This window comes from Arthrobacter sp. OAP107 (assembly GCF_040546765.1).
GTDB lineage: Bacteria > Actinomycetota > Actinomycetes > Actinomycetales > Micrococcaceae > Arthrobacter.
The window spans coordinates 4,547,389-4,563,549 of sequence record NZ_JBEPOK010000001.1; the positions used below are offsets into that span (position 1 = coordinate 4,547,389).

12 protein-coding genes, 3 tRNA genes and 1 pseudogene are annotated in these 16,161 nt (G+C 67.5%); 7 read left to right on the forward strand and 9 right to left on the reverse strand.

The window, feature by feature from the left end:
- Nucleotides 1–100: 100 nt before the first annotated feature.
- From ABIE00_RS20895 to ABIE00_RS20905, 3 genes are all read right to left on the reverse strand, one after another.
- Nucleotides 101–176, reverse strand: a tRNA-Phe gene (locus ABIE00_RS20895).
- Nucleotides 177–224: 48 nt separating this feature from the next.
- Nucleotides 225–298 (reverse strand) — tRNA-Asp (locus tag ABIE00_RS20900).
- A gap of 93 nt (nucleotides 299–391) precedes the next feature.
- A tRNA-Glu gene (locus ABIE00_RS20905) sits at nucleotides 392–464 on the reverse strand.
- 241 nt (nucleotides 465–705) lie between these two features.
- Between ABIE00_RS20905 and ABIE00_RS20910 the strand changes: the two genes are divergently transcribed.
- The 4 genes from ABIE00_RS20910 to ABIE00_RS20925 all read left to right on the forward strand — a co-directional run bounded on the left by ABIE00_RS20910 (nucleotide 706) and on the right by ABIE00_RS20925 (nucleotide 4,805).
- Nucleotides 706–1,644, forward strand: coding sequence for a DMT family transporter (locus ABIE00_RS20910; protein ID WP_354262566.1), 939 nt, complete (start codon nucleotides 706–708; stop codon nucleotides 1,642–1,644).
- Nucleotides 1,645–1,653: 9 nt separating this feature from the next.
- Complete coding sequence (locus ABIE00_RS20915) at nucleotides 1,654–2,082, forward strand: metallopeptidase family protein (protein WP_354262567.1); 429 nt, start codon at nucleotides 1,654–1,656, stop codon at nucleotides 2,080–2,082.
- A gap of 10 nt (nucleotides 2,083–2,092) precedes the next feature.
- Nucleotides 2,093–3,013: a cation diffusion facilitator family transporter gene (locus tag ABIE00_RS20920; RefSeq protein WP_354262569.1), complete on the forward strand. Its 921-nt coding sequence runs from the start codon at nucleotides 2,093–2,095 to the stop codon at nucleotides 3,011–3,013.
- Between the two features lie 262 nt (nucleotides 3,014–3,275).
- Nucleotides 3,276–4,805: a C40 family peptidase gene (locus ABIE00_RS20925; RefSeq protein ID WP_354262570.1), complete on the forward strand. Its 1,530-nt coding sequence runs from the start codon at nucleotides 3,276–3,278 to the stop codon at nucleotides 4,803–4,805.
- 55 nt (nucleotides 4,806–4,860) lie between these two features.
- Here ABIE00_RS20925 and ABIE00_RS20930 read toward each other — a convergent pair whose 3' ends face one another.
- From ABIE00_RS20930 to ABIE00_RS20940, 3 genes are all read right to left on the reverse strand, one after another.
- A complete protein-coding gene (locus tag ABIE00_RS20930; RefSeq protein ID WP_502914250.1) occupies nucleotides 4,861–5,757 on the reverse strand; it encodes an ABC transporter permease in 897 nt (298 codons plus the stop codon).
- 70 nt (nucleotides 5,758–5,827) lie between these two features.
- The gene (locus ABIE00_RS20935; RefSeq protein WP_354262571.1) at nucleotides 5,828–6,784 is read right to left on the reverse strand and encodes an ABC transporter ATP-binding protein; all 957 of its coding nucleotides are present in this window, start codon (nucleotides 6,782–6,784) and stop codon (nucleotides 5,828–5,830) included.
- A 62-nt stretch (nucleotides 6,785–6,846) separates the two neighbouring features.
- Nucleotides 6,847–8,004 carry a LolA family protein gene (locus ABIE00_RS20940; RefSeq protein ID WP_354262572.1) on the reverse strand — a complete coding sequence of 386 codons (1,158 nt, stop codon included), beginning with the start codon at nucleotides 8,002–8,004 and terminating at the stop codon, nucleotides 6,847–6,849.
- A 153-nt stretch (nucleotides 8,005–8,157) separates the two neighbouring features.
- Here ABIE00_RS20940 and ABIE00_RS20945 point away from each other — a divergent pair, with 153 nt between their 5' ends.
- On the forward strand, nucleotides 8,158–8,817 hold the full coding sequence (locus tag ABIE00_RS20945) for a DedA family protein (protein WP_354262573.1): 660 nt from the start codon (nucleotides 8,158–8,160) through the stop codon (nucleotides 8,815–8,817).
- Nucleotides 8,818–8,837: 20 nt separating this feature from the next.
- Here the strand turns inward: ABIE00_RS20945 and ABIE00_RS20950 are convergent.
- Together ABIE00_RS20950 and ABIE00_RS20955 are read right to left on the reverse strand one after the other, a co-directional pair.
- A pseudogene (locus tag ABIE00_RS20950) lies at nucleotides 8,838–11,583 on the reverse strand (PEP/pyruvate-binding domain-containing protein).
- Between the two features lie 3 nt (nucleotides 11,584–11,586).
- Complete coding sequence (locus ABIE00_RS20955) at nucleotides 11,587–12,624, reverse strand: universal stress protein (protein WP_354262574.1); 1,038 nt, start codon at nucleotides 12,622–12,624, stop codon at nucleotides 11,587–11,589.
- Between the two features lie 464 nt (nucleotides 12,625–13,088).
- Here ABIE00_RS20955 and ABIE00_RS20960 point away from each other — a divergent pair, with 464 nt between their 5' ends.
- Nucleotides 13,089–13,709 carry an FAD-dependent monooxygenase gene (locus ABIE00_RS20960; RefSeq protein ID WP_354263467.1) on the forward strand — a complete coding sequence of 207 codons (621 nt, stop codon included), beginning with the start codon at nucleotides 13,089–13,091 and terminating at the stop codon, nucleotides 13,707–13,709.
- 190 nt (nucleotides 13,710–13,899) lie between these two features.
- Here the strand turns inward: ABIE00_RS20960 and ABIE00_RS20965 are convergent, their stop codons facing one another.
- A complete protein-coding gene (locus tag ABIE00_RS20965) occupies nucleotides 13,900–14,529 on the reverse strand; it encodes a copper resistance CopC family protein (RefSeq protein WP_354262575.1) in 630 nt (209 codons plus the stop codon).
- A gap of 111 nt (nucleotides 14,530–14,640) precedes the next feature.
- Here ABIE00_RS20965 and ABIE00_RS20970 point away from each other — a divergent pair, with 111 nt between their 5' ends.
- Nucleotides 14,641–16,080, forward strand: a complete 1,440-nt coding sequence (locus ABIE00_RS20970) for an NCS2 family permease (protein WP_354262576.1) — start codon at nucleotides 14,641–14,643, stop codon at nucleotides 16,078–16,080.
- The last annotated feature ends 81 nt before the right edge of the window (nucleotides 16,081–16,161 follow it).

The window sequence follows — 16,161 nt, forward strand, 5'->3', positions numbered from 1 at the left end:
GCTAACCCCGTTTGGGCCCTGGAGCCCGGGGGTCGAGGACCCGCAAATCTCGGGGAACGAAAAAACCCCGCTGTTCCTGATGGAACAGCGGGGTTTTAGCTGGTGGCTCCGACCGGCGTCGATCCGGTGACCTTTCGATTTTCAGTCGAACGCTCTACCAACTGAGCTACAGAGCCTAGGTGACATGTCACCATGACGGCCGGAATTTCTTCCGGCAATCAAAGCGACCCTGACGGGACTTGAACCCGCGACCTCCGCCGTGACAGGGCGGCGCGCTAACCAACTGCGCTACAGGGCCTTGCTATTTCTTGCTTCCGCAGCATTGCTACCGCGTTTTTTCAAGGACTCCAGCCTACCAGACTTTTTTGCCTGCTTTGACCACTTCCTTGCGTACCCCCAACGGGATTCGAACCCGTGCCGCCGCCGTGAAAGGGCGGTGTCCTAGGCCGCTAGACGATGGGGGCCTGGACTCAATTTGGCTGAACAAGGGCAAAAATAAAGGGCCGAAGCCTTTCATTCTTGTCCTTCCGTGTTCCTCCGAACTGGACCTGTAAAACTATAGAGCCTATCCCCGGAATATCCAAAATCGGCCCTGAGAAGCCCCAAACGGCGGGCAAAACAGGGCCCGCGACAATGGCAGTTTCTTGGCTAGACATGGCCGATTTCCGCCAGCCACGGCACCGGCAACCGGGCTAGATTGGCACCATGGCATCCACCGCCGGCACCAGCCCCCTCCAGCCCCGTTCCCCTGAAGATCCCGCTCTCCAGAAGCCCGGCCCTTCGGTGAACGCTCTGGGCGTCGCCGCGGTCGTGGTGACCGTGGTGCTCTGGGCCTCAGCCTTCGTGGGCATCCGCGCCGTCGGACCAAGCTTCTCCCCCGGAGCCCTGACGCTGGGGCGGCTGGCGGTTGCCGCCGTCGTGCTCGGTGCGGTGGTGCTTCCCAAGCTGAGGGCGCTCCCGCGGGGACGCGAGTGGTGGCCGATCCTCGCCTACGGTGTGATGTGGTTCGCCGGGTACAACGTGGCGCTCAACGCGGCGGAACATGCGCTGGACGCCGGAACCAGCGCCCTGCTCATCAACGTGAACCCCATCCTGGTGGCCGTGATGGCAGGCATCATCCTCAAGGAGGGCTTTCCGCGCTGGCTGATCATCGGCAGCCTGGTGGCGTTCGGTGGCGTCGCGGTCATCGCATTGGGATCGGGGACGCGTTCGACGGCGGACGTGGCCGGCGTGCTGCTTTGCCTCCTCGCTGCTGCACTCGCCGCGGTCAGCGTCATCATCCAGAAGCCCGTGCTGCGGAAGTTTCCGGCCGGCCAGGCCACGTGGTTCGGCATCATGGTGGGCCTGGTCTGCTGCCTTCCCTTCGCCGGCCAGTTGGGTCAGGAACTGCAGGCGGCGCCGCTGCCCGCCACCCTGGGCCTGATCTATCTGGGCATCTTCCCCACCGCCATCGCCTTCACCACCTGGGCCTACGCCCTTTCGCTGATCGATGCCGGCAAGCTGGCCGCCACCACGTATCTGGTTCCAGGCACGACGGTGCTCATCTCGTGGCTGGTGCTCAGCGAAATCCCGACAATCTGGGGCCTCGTCGGCGGCGCCATCTGCCTCCTCGGCGTGGGGCTGACCCGTCGGAGATCCCGCTAGAGTTTGGATATGCCCGCAAACCTGCCGCCCGGCCTCCCGATCGTGCCGGACGGAACCGGTGACGCCTCCGGTTTCGAGATGTCCGAGGCCGACTTCGAAGCGGCCGTCAGCGACGCTTTGGACCAGCTTCCGGCCGAGGTGGCACGGGCCATGGACAATGTGGCCGTGTTCATCGACGACGACTACGTCCCGCAGCCAGGCGAAGACCCGGACACCGTGCTGCTGGGGCTGTACGAGGGCGTTCCGCTGACCGAACGCGACTTCTGGTGGGACGCCGGATCCCTTCCGGACCGCATCACCATCTACCGCAAACCCATCCTGGACATCTGTTCCTCCCGCGAGGACGTGGTGGAGGAAGTGGCTGTAACGGTGATCCACGAGATCGCCCATCACTTCGGAATCGACGACCAGCGGCTTCACGAACTGGGTTGGGACTAGCCTTGTAGGCATGGGACACGACCACAACCACGCCCACGGCCTCACGGCAACGGGCAGGCATCGCAGCAGGCTGATCGCGGTTCTGGCCATCACCCTGTCCGTGATGCTCATCCAGGTGATCGGTTCCCTGCTCTCCGGCTCCCTTGCCCTGCTGGCCGATGCGGGCCACATGCTCTCCGACGCCGCCGGCGTCTTCATCGCCCTGATGGCCTCGTGGATCGCAGCGCTGCCGGCCAGCGACCTGCGGACCTACGGCTACCAGCGGGCGGAAGTCCTGGCAGCGCTCGCCAACGCCCTGATCCTGGTGGTGGTGTCGGCGGTCATCTTCACCGAGGCGATCCGCCGCATCGGCTCCGCGCCCGAGGTGCGCACGGACATCATGCTGTACGCCGCCATCCTGGGTGCGGCTGCCAACCTGGTCTCGCTGTTGATCCTGCGCAAGGCCCAGCAGGAAAGCCTCAACGTCCGCGGCGCGTACCTGGAAGTGCTGGGCGACCTGCTCGGCTCGTTCGCCGTGATCGCAGCCGCGCTGGTCATCAAGTTCACCGGTTACCTGGCGGCGGACACCATCGCCTCCGTGATCATCGCGCTGATGATCCTGCCGCGGGCGTGGCACCTGCTCCGCGAGGTGGTCGACGTCCTCCTTGAGGCCACCCCGAAGGGCGTGGAAGTCGGCATGATTCGCGAGCACATCCTGTCCGTGGCCGGCGTCGTTGCCGTCCACGACATCCACATCTGGACCATCACGTCCGGCGTGCCGGTGTTTTCCGCCCACGTGGTGGTGGAGGACGAGATGCTCAGTGCAAAGGGGGCGGACCAGGTCTTGGATAAGCTCACCACCTGCCTCGGCTCGCATTTCGACACCGAGCACTGCACCTTCCAGCTGGAACCCGCCAGCCACTACGAGCACGAATCGCCTCAGCACGCCTGAGGGGACGCGCTTCCCGCCGTCCTTCCGCACTGACCGGGTCCTCGCCCGCCGGCCATTGCGCGCGCCTTCATGACGAGGCGATCTGCGACACGCCAGCCACATCTCCGCGCAAATGACACTCGTGTTGTTTATGTTATTGATGTGACCAGTGTTGCCAAAGTTGCAGACTGGCACCTAACCTCAGAGGGCTGGGCATCTTCAGAGGGGCACTTCGGTGCTGCCTCCCGACTCGTTCGCCCCGCCCTGACTTGCGAGGTTATGAATGAGTTTGACTGGTCCCGGCCGCACAGCCGCCGTCCTGTGCACCGCCGTCGTGCTCTTTGGAACCCTTGCAGCGCCTGCGCTGGCTGACCGGCCATCCGCTGTTGGGCCAGCATCGGTACTGGCGGCAACAGCCCTGGCTGTTCCGGCGGCTCCGGAAATCCCCTCCGCCGAGGACATCGCCGCGGCCAAGTCCAGTGAAAGTAAGACGGCGGCAAAGGTCGCCGACATCGAGGGCATCCTGGCCGGCGCCGCCGCGGCCCAGGAGATCACCTTCACACGGACTCTCGAAGCCAACAACGCCTACAGCAACGCCCTGGTGGAGCTGGACACGAGGTCGGACGCGGCCGCGGTGGCCACGGCCAGGGCTGCTGCCGCAGACAAGGAACAGTCCAAGAGCCGCAAGGCCGTGGGCCAGTTGGCCGGGGACCTGTACCGGAACGGCGGCCTCAATCCGGAGCTGAGCGGCCTGGTCACGGGCACGGGCGACGTCCTCGCCAAGGCCGCAACGCTCCAGGCCCTCACGGCCGGCCGGAGCAGGGCCTTCACCGCCGCCGAAACCACGGCCGCAGCCGCCGAATCACTCACCGCCGCTGCCGCCGACGCCCGCCGCGCGGCAGACGACGCCGCGAAAACCGCTGAAACTCTTAAAGCAGCGGCAGACCAGGCCAACGCGGCCCAGGTGAAGGCGGTGGCGGACGCCAAGGCGCAGCGGACTGTCCTTGTGGGGCAGCTGGCCTCGCTGCGGCACACAACTGCAGCGCTCGAGTCCGCCCGGGTGGACGGCCTGGAGCGCCAGCGCCAGCAGGCCCGCCTGGCCGCCATCACCGCCGCCGCCGAACGTGCCGCCGCTGACCAGGCGGCTGCAGAGAAGGCGGCTGCGAACGCTGCGGGTTCCGACGGCGGGAGCACCGCCCCGGCGGAACAGTCCGCCTCGGCGCCCTCCCGGACGCCTGCCCAGGCTGCCGGAGCGCCTGCCGCTCCGGCACCTGCTGCACCGGCCGCTCCCTCAGCACCTTCACCTGCGGTGCCGCCGGCGCCGGCTCCTGTCCGCCCGGCTCCCGCACCCGCTCGGCCGGCTCCAGCCCCGGTGCCAGCGCCTGTTCCCGTTCAGCCGGCACCCGCACCTGCTCCGGTTCAGCCGGCACCGTCACCGGGCGGTTCCAACCAGGCGGCCATTTCGGTGGCCATGGGCAAAGTGGGCTCCCCGTACTTCTACCAGTACGGCGGCACGGGTGCCTACGGCTTCGACTGCTCGGGCCTGGTCCAGAACGCTTTCGCGGCCATCGGAAAGCAGCTTCCGCGCACGGCCGCGGAGCAGTTCGCCCAGGCACCCGTCCACGTGCCACTGTCGCAGGCACAGCCCGGTGATCTCCTGGTCTGGGGTTCGGCCCCGGGTTTCTACCATGTGGCGATCTACCTGGGCGGCGGCCGGGTGGTCCAGGCGCTGAACCCCTCCGCGGGCATCACCGTGACGGACCTCAGCATGATGGCCGGCATGCAGCTCTACGCGGTCGCTGCGCGCTACTGACCGGCGTCTGCAATGGCCGGACCCAATGGCAGGGACTCTGCCGGCGGGGGCATCCCTAGGACAGGACGTCCTTGCTCACGAACCTCCCGTACGCGAGCGCCCCGAACACCGCGATGTAGCCCAACTGCAGCAGGGCATTGTCACCGAACGAGTCCCAGCCGATGGGCTGGCGCAGCAGGTCTGCGAAGCCGAACCAATAGTGCGTGAACAGCCACGGGTGCAGCCACTCCAGCTGGGGCAGCTGGTCGAGCACCTGGGAAACGACGGACAGGATGATGGTGGCAGCCATGGCTCCGACGGGTACGTCGGTCAGCGTGGAGAGGAACAGTCCGATGGCCGACAAACCCAGCAGCGACACAGCCTGGTAGGCAGCGATCAGCAGCATCCTGACCAGTGCCTCCTCCGGTTCCACCAGGTCGCCCGAGAGCAGCGCCACCGGCCCCACCGGGAAGATCGCCCAGCCGATACCGGCTCCGGCGAGCGCCACGGCCAGCGGAGCGGAAATACAGAACACCGCGACTCCGGCATACTTGACCAGCAGCAGCCGCACCCTTCCGGCGGGAGCCACCAGCAGGTACCTCAGCGTACCCAGTCCCGCTTCCCCGGCAATGGTGTCCCCCGCGACCACGCCAATGGTCAGCGGGAGGAACAGCGGGACGGAAACCAGCATCGCCGTGACAGCCACGAAAAGCCCGTTCTGGCTGATCCGGTCCAGGAACGCAGGTCCCCTCCCGGGGGGAACAGCTGAGGAAACGCGGACGACGACGGCGATCACCACCGGGATAGCGGCCAGGGCCAGGAGCATCGCCTGGGTCCTGCGCCGGCGGAACAGCTGCTTCAGCTCCGAGGCAAGCAGGGAACCGCTGGACGCCCGGCGCCGGGTCCCCGGTTCCGGCCTGTTGTGCACCGTCAGCCGCTGAACTGCCGGCTCGTGCCCTGCGGACTCCTGCACGGCCGTCTCCCGCGCTGCTGGCCGGAGGGATTCCGGCTCATGTGCCGCCGGTTCCTGCAATGGCGGCCGATCACTGTGCGACATCGAAGCCCTCGCCCGTCAAAGCCACGAACCGGTCCTCCAGGCTGCCACGCTCCACCGTGAACCCGCGGACACGCACCCCGTCCGCCACGAGGGCAGCGACGATCGTTTCCGGCGGCACGCCTCCGTTTGCGGATGATTCACCTGCCGGCGCCGGGTGGCCCTCAGGACCGGAGAGTCCCGCGCCAACGGGCAAACCCGAGGTGATCACCGCGTCCGCGCCGTCGGGATGTCCCACAACCGGGGACAGGCCAAACCGGGCCAAAACGCCCGAGGCCGTACCGGCGTCGGGCGTTACGAGCCGGAGCTGCGCGGTGCCGGCCTGGCGAAGTTCGGCCAGGGGACCCTGAGCCACCAGCCGGCCGGCACTCATGATCGCCGCATGGGTGCAGATTTGCTCCACTTCGGCGAGCAGATGGCTGGAGACGAACACGGTGGCACCATCGGCGGCGAGTGACCGCACCAGGTGGCGGACCTCGCGGGTGCCCTGCGGGTCCAGCCCGTTGGTCGGTTCGTCCAGGACCAGCAATTCGCGCCGTGCCAGCAGCGCATTGGCAATTCCCAGCCGCTGCTTCATGCCGAGCGAGTAGGCCCGCACCTTCTTCCGGGCAGCGTGCGAAAGCCCCACGCGTTCCAGCGCTTCCCCCACCCGCGCGCGGCGGGTGGACGGCGTGGCGTGGCGGTCTGCCGCATCCAGGCGGTGCAGATTTGCCGCACCCGACAGGAACGGATAAAAAGCCGGGCCCTCCACGAGGGCACCAACCCGGGGCAGGACCTCGTCCAGCTGCCGCGGCATGTCCAGCCCCAGGACCCTGACCTCCCCGGCGGTCGGAGCGGCCAGGCCCAGCATCATGCGGATGGTGGTGGTCTTCCCGGAACCGTTGGGCCCGAGGAAGCCGAAGACTGCGCCCCGGGGCACGGCGAGGTCAATGCTGTTGACCGCCATCTGGCGACCGAACCGCTTGCTCAGCCCCTTGGTTTCCAGCGCAAGAGCGCGGCCAGGCGGTGTCACCTCGCGGCTGCGGCGGCCTGGAGCCGCTCCAGGGGCACGGAACCGACGAACGTCCGGCCGTCATCAGTCAATAGGACATTGACCAGTGATGTGGAGATGGCACGGCCGCCTTGGACCGTCACGGTTGCCTGGCGAAGCAGGGGGTCGTTGAGCAGCTTGTCGACGGATTGCTTCCCGGACTCGGGGGACGCGGACGGGGCGGAAGCGGACGGGGCCGGAATGCCGACGATCCGTTCCCAGCCGGTTCCGGTGACCATCGGGACGTGCCCTCGAAGGTCCTTATGGTCCCAATTCCTGTTAGCCCGGTTCCTGTCAGCCAGGCCCTTATCCGTGCGGTCCGACTTGCCGTGGGACGGCGCCGGCACTGCAAGTTCCTTCACCGAGGCACCAGGCGGCGGTGAGAAGTTGAACAGGCTCGCGTCGGGAGCACCAAGAGTCAGGCTGGAGAACGCGGTCCGGAAGGCAGGCTCCTGCTGCCCGCGCGCCCGCACCTCCACGCTCAGCGGCATGCCGTTCTCACCATCCACGGCCACAGCCACCGAACCCACCAGGGTCACGTCCGACCGCGGCGTGAGGACCAGGTTGTACGCCGTCCTGCCCGCCACCTCGGTGTCCCCGGCCACCGCCACTTCCGTGCTGCTGTCCAGCTTGTCGAGCATCTTGGCGGCCAGTTCCTCCGGCGTTGCCACTCCTGCAGGCATCCCATGGCTGCGGGATTCCTTCGAAGCCATCACCGGAAGCGTGACATGCGTGGCCGTGTTGTCCTTGGAGTTGTAGAGCCACACCTGGTTGCCCTGCCGGACGGCGTCGCGCTCTGCCATCCGGTCCATCACCTGGATGCGTGCTTTGCTTGCCCCGTCGACATAGACGCGGGCGCTGTGCGGTCCAGTCAGCAGCTCGGCGAGGGAACCCGCACCTGCGCCCGAAGTGGGCCCCACCTGCGGAACATCGGGCAGGCCGAGTTCGGAGGTCTGCTCCAGCGTGCCGGAGAAGGACTTGGTCTGGTGTTGTCCGATCATCGCCAGCACTTGGGCAGGGGTCTTCTCTGGCAGCGGGTCCCGGGCGCCCGCAGGCAAGGACCCGGCCAGGACTCCGGCAGCAATAACGGCAGGTACGGCTACGGCAGGTGTCCACCGCAGCCAGATGGCAGTCATGTCAACTCCGCTCCGACGTCGCAGCTCATACCCTCAGGGTACGCCTCGGCCTCTTATGTGGCAGCCCCGGCGGGGCTGTCCGCTTTTCCTGTGGCGCCTCGTGGGCCAGACTGGGTGGGACGCCGTCTTCCAGCTTTCAGGAGCCCCCGCCAAATGCGCATTCCCGGTGCCGCCTCCAGTCCGGCAGACGAACTGACAGGCATCGTGGGCTTCGCCGCCCGGGCGATCGATTCGCTCGGGGAATGGGGTGTGGGACTCTTTACCTTCCTCGAGACGGTGTTCCCGCCCATTCCCAGTGAAGTGATTCTTCCGCTCGCCGGGTTCCTGACCAGGCAGGGATCCCTCAATCTGGCCTTGGTCTTCGTGACCAGCACGCTGGGGGCGTATCTGGGCGCCCTCGCGTTGTATTTCCTGGGTGCGAAGGTAGGGCTGGAGCGTTCGATCCGCTGGTTGTCCAAGCTGCCGCTGGTGGACCGGGAGGACATTGAGCGGGCGGACGCCTGGTTCCGCCGCCACGGCAGGTCGGCCATCTTCTTCGGCCGGCTGCTGCCCGGTGTGCGAAGCCTTATATCGTTGCCGGCGGGTGCCGAGCGGATGCACCTGGGCTCCTTCAGCATTTTCACGATCGCTGGCAGCGGCATCTGGAACGGCGTGCTGATCGGCTTCGGCGTGCTGCTGGGCCGCCAGTACGCGATGGTGGAGCAGTACTCGCGCTACCTCAACTACGCCGTCTACGCCGCCCTGGCCATCTTCGTGATCTGGCTCGTGGTCCGGCACATCCGGCGCGGGAAACCGGCACCGGACCGGCAGTAGTCACCGAGCGGCAATAGCTCTCAGACGCCGGGCACCACGGTGCCCGCGGCGCCGTCGACCGTCACTTCCTGGCCCGTCCGCAGCAGCGAGGTAGCGTCAGGGACGCCCACCACGGCGGGGATGCCGTACTCCCGGGCCACCACGGCGCCATGGGAGTTGGGGCCGCCCATCTCCATCACCAGACCGCCCGCCGTGAGGAACAGCGGGGTCCAGCCCGGATCGGTGGACGGTGCCACGAGGATCTCCCCCGGTTCCAGGTGGGCACCCACCGGGTCCAGGATGACACGCGCGGGCGCCGTTACGGTCCCCGCCGACGCCGGGCTCCCGGACAGGGCGCCGGGTTCCGCGGTTCCGACGGCGGTAAACAGCGTTTCGGGTTCCGTTCCGTCCGAGAGCAGCATCCGGGGAATGTGGCGCCGCTCCAGTTCCAGGTAATAAGCCCCCCGACGCTGCGCCACGAGATCCTGCATGCCGGCACCGTCCAGCGCCCGGTTGGCTTCGGCAAAGTCCAGGAAAAAGATGTCGTCTGCCCGGGCGATCCGTTCCCGTTCCGCGAGCACTGTGCCAACTTCTGCGAGCTGCTTGCGGACTTCGGCCAGCGCCAGGATGATCTGGAACTTGGGAAGTTCGCGCAAGCCGGCGAAGAGCCGTGCCCGCCGCAGCGCCGCCCGGACGGCCATGCCGCGAAGGCGTCCCCGGGCACTGGCCCCGGCCACCAGCCGCTCGATCTGTGCTTCCGCTTCGGCTGCTGCCTTGCTGAACTGTCGGTCGGGGGCCCGTTCCGGGTCCTCCAGCCGGAGGTAGTTGGCCAGGACGCCCAGGATGTGGGTGGGGTCATCCCGCCAGCGGGGCATGCCCACATCGATTTCGGCCACTGCCCGGTGCCCGTACCGCGCGAGGAATCCCGCCAGGCCGGTCTGGGCTGCGGCGGGCAAGTCGCCCGCGGCGAAGCGCTGCGCCAGCACGGCAGGTGGATCTCCCGTGAGCGCGGCCAGCGATTCGGCGTCGGACTTGATCTTGGTGGCCACCCGCCACAGCTCCAGGTCCATCTCGGTTGTCACGTTGTTTGGCAAACCGCGGAGAACTGGCTGGAGGTCGATGGTGCGCCCCGCCCCGTCCGCTCCGGCGCCGTCCCTGTCCCCGCCCGAACCAAAGAGCTTGCCCGCGCCAAGAAGTTTCCCGGCGAGGCCGAGCATGGCGAACCCCAGCCCCGCCAGCGGGAGCACCGCAGGGAGGTTGGGGAAGAGCCGCGACAGTATCCCCTCGGCGTGGTCAAGCCTCGCGTGGGGGGAAGCACCCTGGGGCAGTTCCAGCGTCGCGTTGAACTCCGTGGTGAAGCGGTTCAGGCGTTTGAGGGCCGCCTCGGGACGGACCAGCGCCCGGACCGCTGCTTCCGGCACCCGGGCGCGGACAGCAACGGGGGCCACGTGCCTGAGGAGGTCCCAGGGCGTGCGGCGGGTAATGGACAGGCGCGGGTCATCGAACACGCTGCGCAGGACTTTTGCGGAGCGTGCCTCCATGACGTCGAAGACGTTGGGGATGATCCGGCGGCCCACGGTGCTCCGGGCGGCGGCGGTCAGGTCGATGAAGATGCGCTGCCCGGCTTCCACGTAGGGCGGCGGCCCGCTGCGGGGGTCGGGAACGTCGAAGCCGGCGGCGGCAGCAACCGACGAGCCGATCTGCCGGAGGGCGGCAAGTCCCATCGGGGTCAGCGGCCGGGTGAGGCCCTGCGCGAGGCTGAAGCACAGGTAGACACGCAACTCATCCCCCGGGCCGCGCCGTTCCCTGTTTTTCTCGACAAGAAGGGCCTGCTCCGGCAGCGGGTAAAGCGTGGTGATGGGCCGGGACTGGGTCAGCCAGACTTTCCCGCCGCCGTCGAGCGCCCACTCCGTGTCCTGCGGGGCGCCGTAGTGGGCCTCGGCGCTGCTCCCCAGCGCCGTGAGTTCCCGGATCTGAGCGTCGGTCAGGCACGCCTGGCCGTCCGCGCTTTGGTCGACAAATTCGGTGCCTCCCCCGGGCAGCGGCCGGACAGCGGTCCGCTTGTCCCCCAGGCTGCGCTGCAGGATGGCCCCGGTTCCGGTGTCCACCACGAAGTGGTCGGGATTGACGGCGCCCGACACCACTGCCTCCCCAAGCCCGGGGCTCGCGTCAATCACGGACTCCCGGCGCCTGCCGGTGACAGGGTTCGCGGTGAACATCACCCCCGCCGCCTCGGCGTCCACCATGCGTTGGACGACGACGGCGAGGGCCACCGTAGCGGGGTCGATGTTCCGGCTGGCGCGGTACGCCACCGCCCGATCTGTCCAGAGCGATGCCCAGCACTTCCGGACCGCGTCCAGCAGCGCCACCGCGTCGATCACGTTCAGGTAGGTGTCCTGCTGCGCCGGCGAAGCTGGCAAAGGGAAGGTCCTCTGCCGTGGCCGAGGACCTCACCGCGACGGGAACGCCGTCCATCGCCCGGTAGGCCGTGAGTATCTCGCCGGCGATCTCCGTCGGCAGTTCTGCCGACGTAATCAGGCTGCGGGCCCTGGCAGCCAGGGCAGCGAGGGTTTCCAGGTCATCGGCGGGGGTGTCCTGAAGTGCTCTGTGCACCTCGCCCAGCCCCAGGGGTTCCACGGCCTGGACGTAGGCCTCGGTGGTCAGGCAAAACCCGTCGGGCACAGGAAGCCCGGCCGACAGCAGCTCGCCGAGGTTGGCGGCCTTTCCGCCAACCTGCGCCAGCATGGACGCGCTGAGGTCCCCGAGTCCGAGCACCAGGCCGTTCATGCGCTACGAGGCGCCGAGCATGGGTCCGAAGCTGGCGCGGTCGGCGAGCCGGGGGTCTTCCCGGTCAGGGACCACCATCACGGGGCTCTTGGCATGGTGCAGGACGCCGTCCGACGTCGAGCCCAGGAGCATGCCGGTGAAGCCGCCGCGGCCGCGGGTTCCTACCACAATCAACTCAACGTGCCGGCTGGCATCCACCAGCACATCCACGGGCGAACCGTCCAGCAGCCGGGTCTCGATGGCCAGCCGCGGGAAGTGGCTCTGCAGCCACGCCACTCCGGCCTTCAGCTGGACCTGGATATCGGCGAACAGCGCTTCCCGGTCCAGCGGGGCCGGCACCCAGGCAAGGGATCCGCTGTACTGCGGCACCGCGCAGATCACCCGCAGCGGCGCAGCGAGCCGTTCGGCCTGCTCGGCAGCTTCCAGGACGGCAACGCGGGCCTGCTCGGACCCGTCCACGCCCACTGCCACTACCTTTTCCACGGGACCGTGGCCGGCCTTGGCCTGCTCGGCCCGGATGTGTTTGTCCTGGGTGGTTTCGCCGAGGCGGTCGGAGCAGATCAGCGGAACCGTGACCGTGGGGCATTTGGCGTGGGCCGGAAGCGCGCTGCTGACGGAGCCGAGCAGCCGCCCGACGAAGCCGCCCCGGCCGCGCGTCCCGAAGACCAGCAGCTCGGCGGTTTCGGACAGATCCAGCAGCACCCCGGAAGCGTCCCCGTTCTCGACCGAGGAACTGACGCTGATGTTGTAGCCGGAAACCTTGTCCACGGCGTGCTGCAGGATGGCCTCGGCGCCCTCGCGGATCACCGAATCGTCCACGGTGGCATAACCGCCGTCGAGTCCGGACGCGGCGAAGATGGGCACCGAGTAAGCGGTGACAATGTGAAGGGGACGACGGCGGCGTTCGGCTTCACGGGCAGCCCACACGAGGGCACACTGGCCGTGGTCCGAACCATCGACGCCGACCACGATTCCTTCTGGTCTCGCGTGCCGGGCACCGCCATCCCGTGCCGGGTCGGGATGCAATTCGTGTGCGTCCATGCGGTCCGCCTCCTCGCGATACTGCCTGATGATGCGGCTATTCTGCCAGAAGCAGCGCGTCTAGCCGCCACCGGCAGGCCGTCCGGTTCCCGGTTATGCACAGCCTGCCTTTTAGACCAACTATTCTCGGTCGGCGACGTGTTAGCAAGCGGGCCCCCTGGGGCTCCGCGGGTCCCCTCGGCCCGGTGTTTTCCTGCCCTCCGGGTGCTCGTCAGGCGGTGTCCAGGGTGTGCTTCCGGCACTGCTCCGGGTGCTCCGGCGACGCTGTGCAAAGCCCCGCAAACCAATGTTTCGGGAGGGGTATCCAGCGACCAAAAAATTCTGTAATGTCGAGGCACCATCGGTCCGGATTGTGCTCCAACGCACAGCCGGAATTGGGTTGTGTCTGCTTGCTGGGGCAGTGGACAGTGTACGGCGATGATGCCCTGCACTTCGAAAATCTCGAGGAGGAAGTAGTGTCACGCATGCCTGGTCTCAGCGGCGCAGAACGGACCACCACTGTGGTCATCGGCACCGGACTTCCCGGTTTAGCCATAGCCACGGAACTCCGACGCCGGGGCGTTGATTCAATCATCGTCAGCCGGCTGGAATCCCCCGGCGGTCAGTCCCCGAAAGCCGCCCACCAGCGGTGCGACGACGCCGAGGCAGCGTCCATCCAGGAGCGGAACGAAATTCTGCGGCACCTGCGCAACTACGCCTCAAGCCACCAGCTGGACATCCGCAGCGACACGTCCGCCGTGCTGCTCGACAAGATGGGGCCGGGGGCAGAGGCCTCACTGCACCGCTGGGCCGTGCACACCCCTGACGGCGTGCTGCTGGCCGACCACATTGTGCTCACACGCTGCGCCCACAGCCAGCTGCGGCGCATGCTCACGGACCTCGGCATCTCCATCGGCACCAACCTCGTTGCGGCCATGCGCGCCATCGGCATTTACCTGGTAGGCGTGGGTGAGCTCATCACGCCGACGCCGAAGGAAGTGCTGCGACAGGCCAAGGTGGTGGGCCAGGCAATCTCAGCGAAGGTCTACCCGGACAGCGTGCCGTCGGTCCTGACCGGAAGCTTCCCGGCACTGCCCGCCATCTGAGGCTGATCCTTCGATAAGCAGCCCGGCCGCGGTTATCGCCGTCGGGCTCTTGTGCCCTCTGCCGGCGGGTCCCCGGTGCCGCCGTGGGGCACTTTGCCGGCGATTCGGCCCCCATTCCGCCCAGACACGGCGTGTCACGGGTCAATGTGCCCCAGTTTGGCAGGCGAACGGTGGATTAGGCGGCCCCCGGCTAGCCCTGACGCCCGCCCGGGCCCTCTCCGGCACCTCCGTCAGAGCCGGCACCGGCAGGCTCGTCGGCGATGCTGAGCCGCCGGCGGGCCAGCACACCGAGGGTGACCAGCAGGCCGAGAGCCACGACGGCGAACACCACGATGCTCCACGGGAAGGGCTCCGAGGAATCCGGGACTGTCCCCGTGGCCTGCGTGGCGCCAGGCTGCGGCGTGCCGACGGTCTGGACCGGTGCCGACGCTGCCCCCGCCGCAGCGGCCGTGGCGGTAAAGGCAAACGTGCCCTCGATCGGATGGGAGTCCGAGCTCACCACGCGCCACACCACCGTGTACTTCCCGGCCGGCGCACCTTCCCGCAGCTTCTGCGAGGCGACGTTGTCCACGATCTCCACCTTGCCGTCGGTCCAGTCTGTTCCGGCGGCATCAGTCACCTTGACCTCGGAGCCGAGCCCCAGCGGGGTGTTGTTGAACGTGATCGAGACCTTGGTCGGAGCGGTGGCTACCGTGGCGCCATCGGCCGGGCTGCTGGACTCGGCTACATCATGCGCCGAAGCGGGGCCGGCAGTGAGGAGCAGGGCTACAAGTGCGAGCGCGCCAAGGACGGCGGACAACAGCTGGCGGGGAAAACGCATGGGCAGACGACTCCTTGTGTTGACTTCCTTACAGACTAGGCGAATTTGCTGGGAGGGCTCCCGGCAACCTACTAGGATTCAAGTAATCCCCACACTCTCACCGGAGGACTAATGCTCAAGCAGGGCTCTGCACTGGACCGGTACTTCAAAATTTCCGAACGGGGGTCCAACCTCTCCCGCGAGATCCGCGGCGGTTTCGCCACCTTCTTTGCCATGAGCTACATCGTGGTGCTGAACCCCCTGATCCTGTCAGGCGCGGACTCCTCCGGCGCCACACTCGGTTTCCAGGCGGTTGCTGCCGTCACCGCCTTCGTTGCAGGCATCCTGACCATCCTCATGGGCGCGTGGGCCAAGCACCCGTTCGCCATGGCCACCGGCCTGGGCGTCAACGCGTTCGTGGCCGTGACCGTGGCCACCAACCCCGGACTGACGTGGCCGGACATGATGGGACTGGTGGTCCTTTCCGGTGTCACCATGATGATCCTGGTCCTGACCGGATTCCGGACCGCCGTGTTCCGGGCCGTTCCCGACGGACTCAAGACAGCCATCGTGGTGGGCATCGGTCTGTTCATCGCCCTCATCGGGCTGGTCAACGCCGGCTTCGTCAGGCGCATTCCGGATGCTGCCGGAACCACCGTGCCGGTGGGCCTCGGCTTCGACGGCAAGCTCCTGGGCTGGCCCACGCTGGTGTTCGTCTTCGGCCTGATCCTGACCATCGCGCTGCTGGTGCGCAACGTCAAGGGCGCCATCCTGATCGGCATCGTCGCCTCCACCGTCCTCGCGGTCATCCTCGAGGTCACCTTGCACATCGGCCCCAGCTTCGACGGCAAGAACGTAAACCCGCAGGGCTGGTCCCTGGTGGCTCCCAAATTCACCGAATGGTCGGCCCCTGACCTCTCCCTGATCGGCAAGGCCAACCCGGTCGGCGCCTTCAGCCATCTGGGCATCGTGGCCGCGGCCCTGCTCGCTTTCGTGATCCTGCTCAGCATCTTCTTCGATGCGATGGGCACCATGGTGGGCCTGGCCAATGAGGCCGGCACCGTGGACAAGGACGGCAACATCCCGAACGTTGACCGTGTGCTGCAGGTGGATGCCCTGGGCGCCATCGTGGGTGGCGGCGCCTCCGTGTCCTCCAACCAGATCTTTGTCGAATCCGGCGCGGGCATCGGCGAGGGTGCACGGACCGGCCTGGCTTCGATCGTGACCGGCCTGCTGTTCCTGGTGGCCATGTTCTTCACGCCGCTGATCAACCTCGTGCCGTTCGAGGCGGTGGCCCCCGCCCTGGTGGTGGTCGGCTTCATGATGGTGGCCCAGATCGGGAAGATCCATTGGCAGGACTGGGGCATCGCGCTGCCCGCCTTCCTGACCTTCACGCTGATGCCGTTCACCTACTCCATCGCCAACGGCCTGGGCGCCGGGTTCATCTCCTACGTCCTCATCCGCAGTTTCCAGGGCCGCGCCCGCGAAGTGCACCCGCTGATGTGGGCCGTCGCGGCTGCCTTCGTGGTGTTCTTCGGCATCGGCCCGATCGAACAGGCGCTGGGCATGTAGCAGTCCCGGATATCGGTTTCCGGTATTTCAGACATCACGACGGCGGCGTGGCTGGCTTTCCCTGTGTCAGTACGGTGAGCT

Excerpts from the sequence above, each read along its gene's own strand:
- ABIE00_RS20920 (WP_354262569.1), top strand. The coding sequence starts at position 2,093 with ATGGGACACGACCACAACCACGCCCACGGCCTCACGGCAACGGGCAGG.
- ABIE00_RS20970 (WP_354262576.1), top strand. The coding sequence starts at position 14,641 with ATGCTCAAGCAGGGCTCTGCACTGGACCGGTACTTCAAAATTTCCGAA.
- ABIE00_RS20915 (WP_354262567.1), top strand. The coding sequence starts at position 1,654 with ATGCCCGCAAACCTGCCGCCCGGCCTCCCGATCGTGCCGGACGGAACC.
- ABIE00_RS20965 (WP_354262575.1), bottom strand. The coding sequence starts at position 14,529 with ATGCGTTTTCCCCGCCAGCTGTTGTCCGCCGTCCTTGGCGCGCTCGCA.
- ABIE00_RS20945 (WP_354262573.1), top strand. The coding sequence starts at position 8,158 with ATGCGCATTCCCGGTGCCGCCTCCAGTCCGGCAGACGAACTGACAGGC.
- ABIE00_RS20935 (WP_354262571.1), bottom strand. The coding sequence starts at position 6,784 with ATGGCGGTCAACAGCATTGACCTCGCCGTGCCCCGGGGCGCAGTCTTC.
- ABIE00_RS20910 (WP_354262566.1), top strand. The coding sequence starts at position 706 with ATGGCATCCACCGCCGGCACCAGCCCCCTCCAGCCCCGTTCCCCTGAA.
- ABIE00_RS20940 (WP_354262572.1), bottom strand. The coding sequence starts at position 8,004 with ATGACTGCCATCTGGCTGCGGTGGACACCTGCCGTAGCCGTACCTGCC.
- ABIE00_RS20925 (WP_354262570.1), top strand. The coding sequence starts at position 3,276 with ATGAGTTTGACTGGTCCCGGCCGCACAGCCGCCGTCCTGTGCACCGCC.
- ABIE00_RS20960 (WP_354263467.1), top strand. The coding sequence starts at position 13,089 with ATGCCTGGTCTCAGCGGCGCAGAACGGACCACCACTGTGGTCATCGGC.
- ABIE00_RS20955 (WP_354262574.1), bottom strand. The coding sequence starts at position 12,624 with ATGGACGCACACGAATTGCATCCCGACCCGGCACGGGATGGCGGTGCC.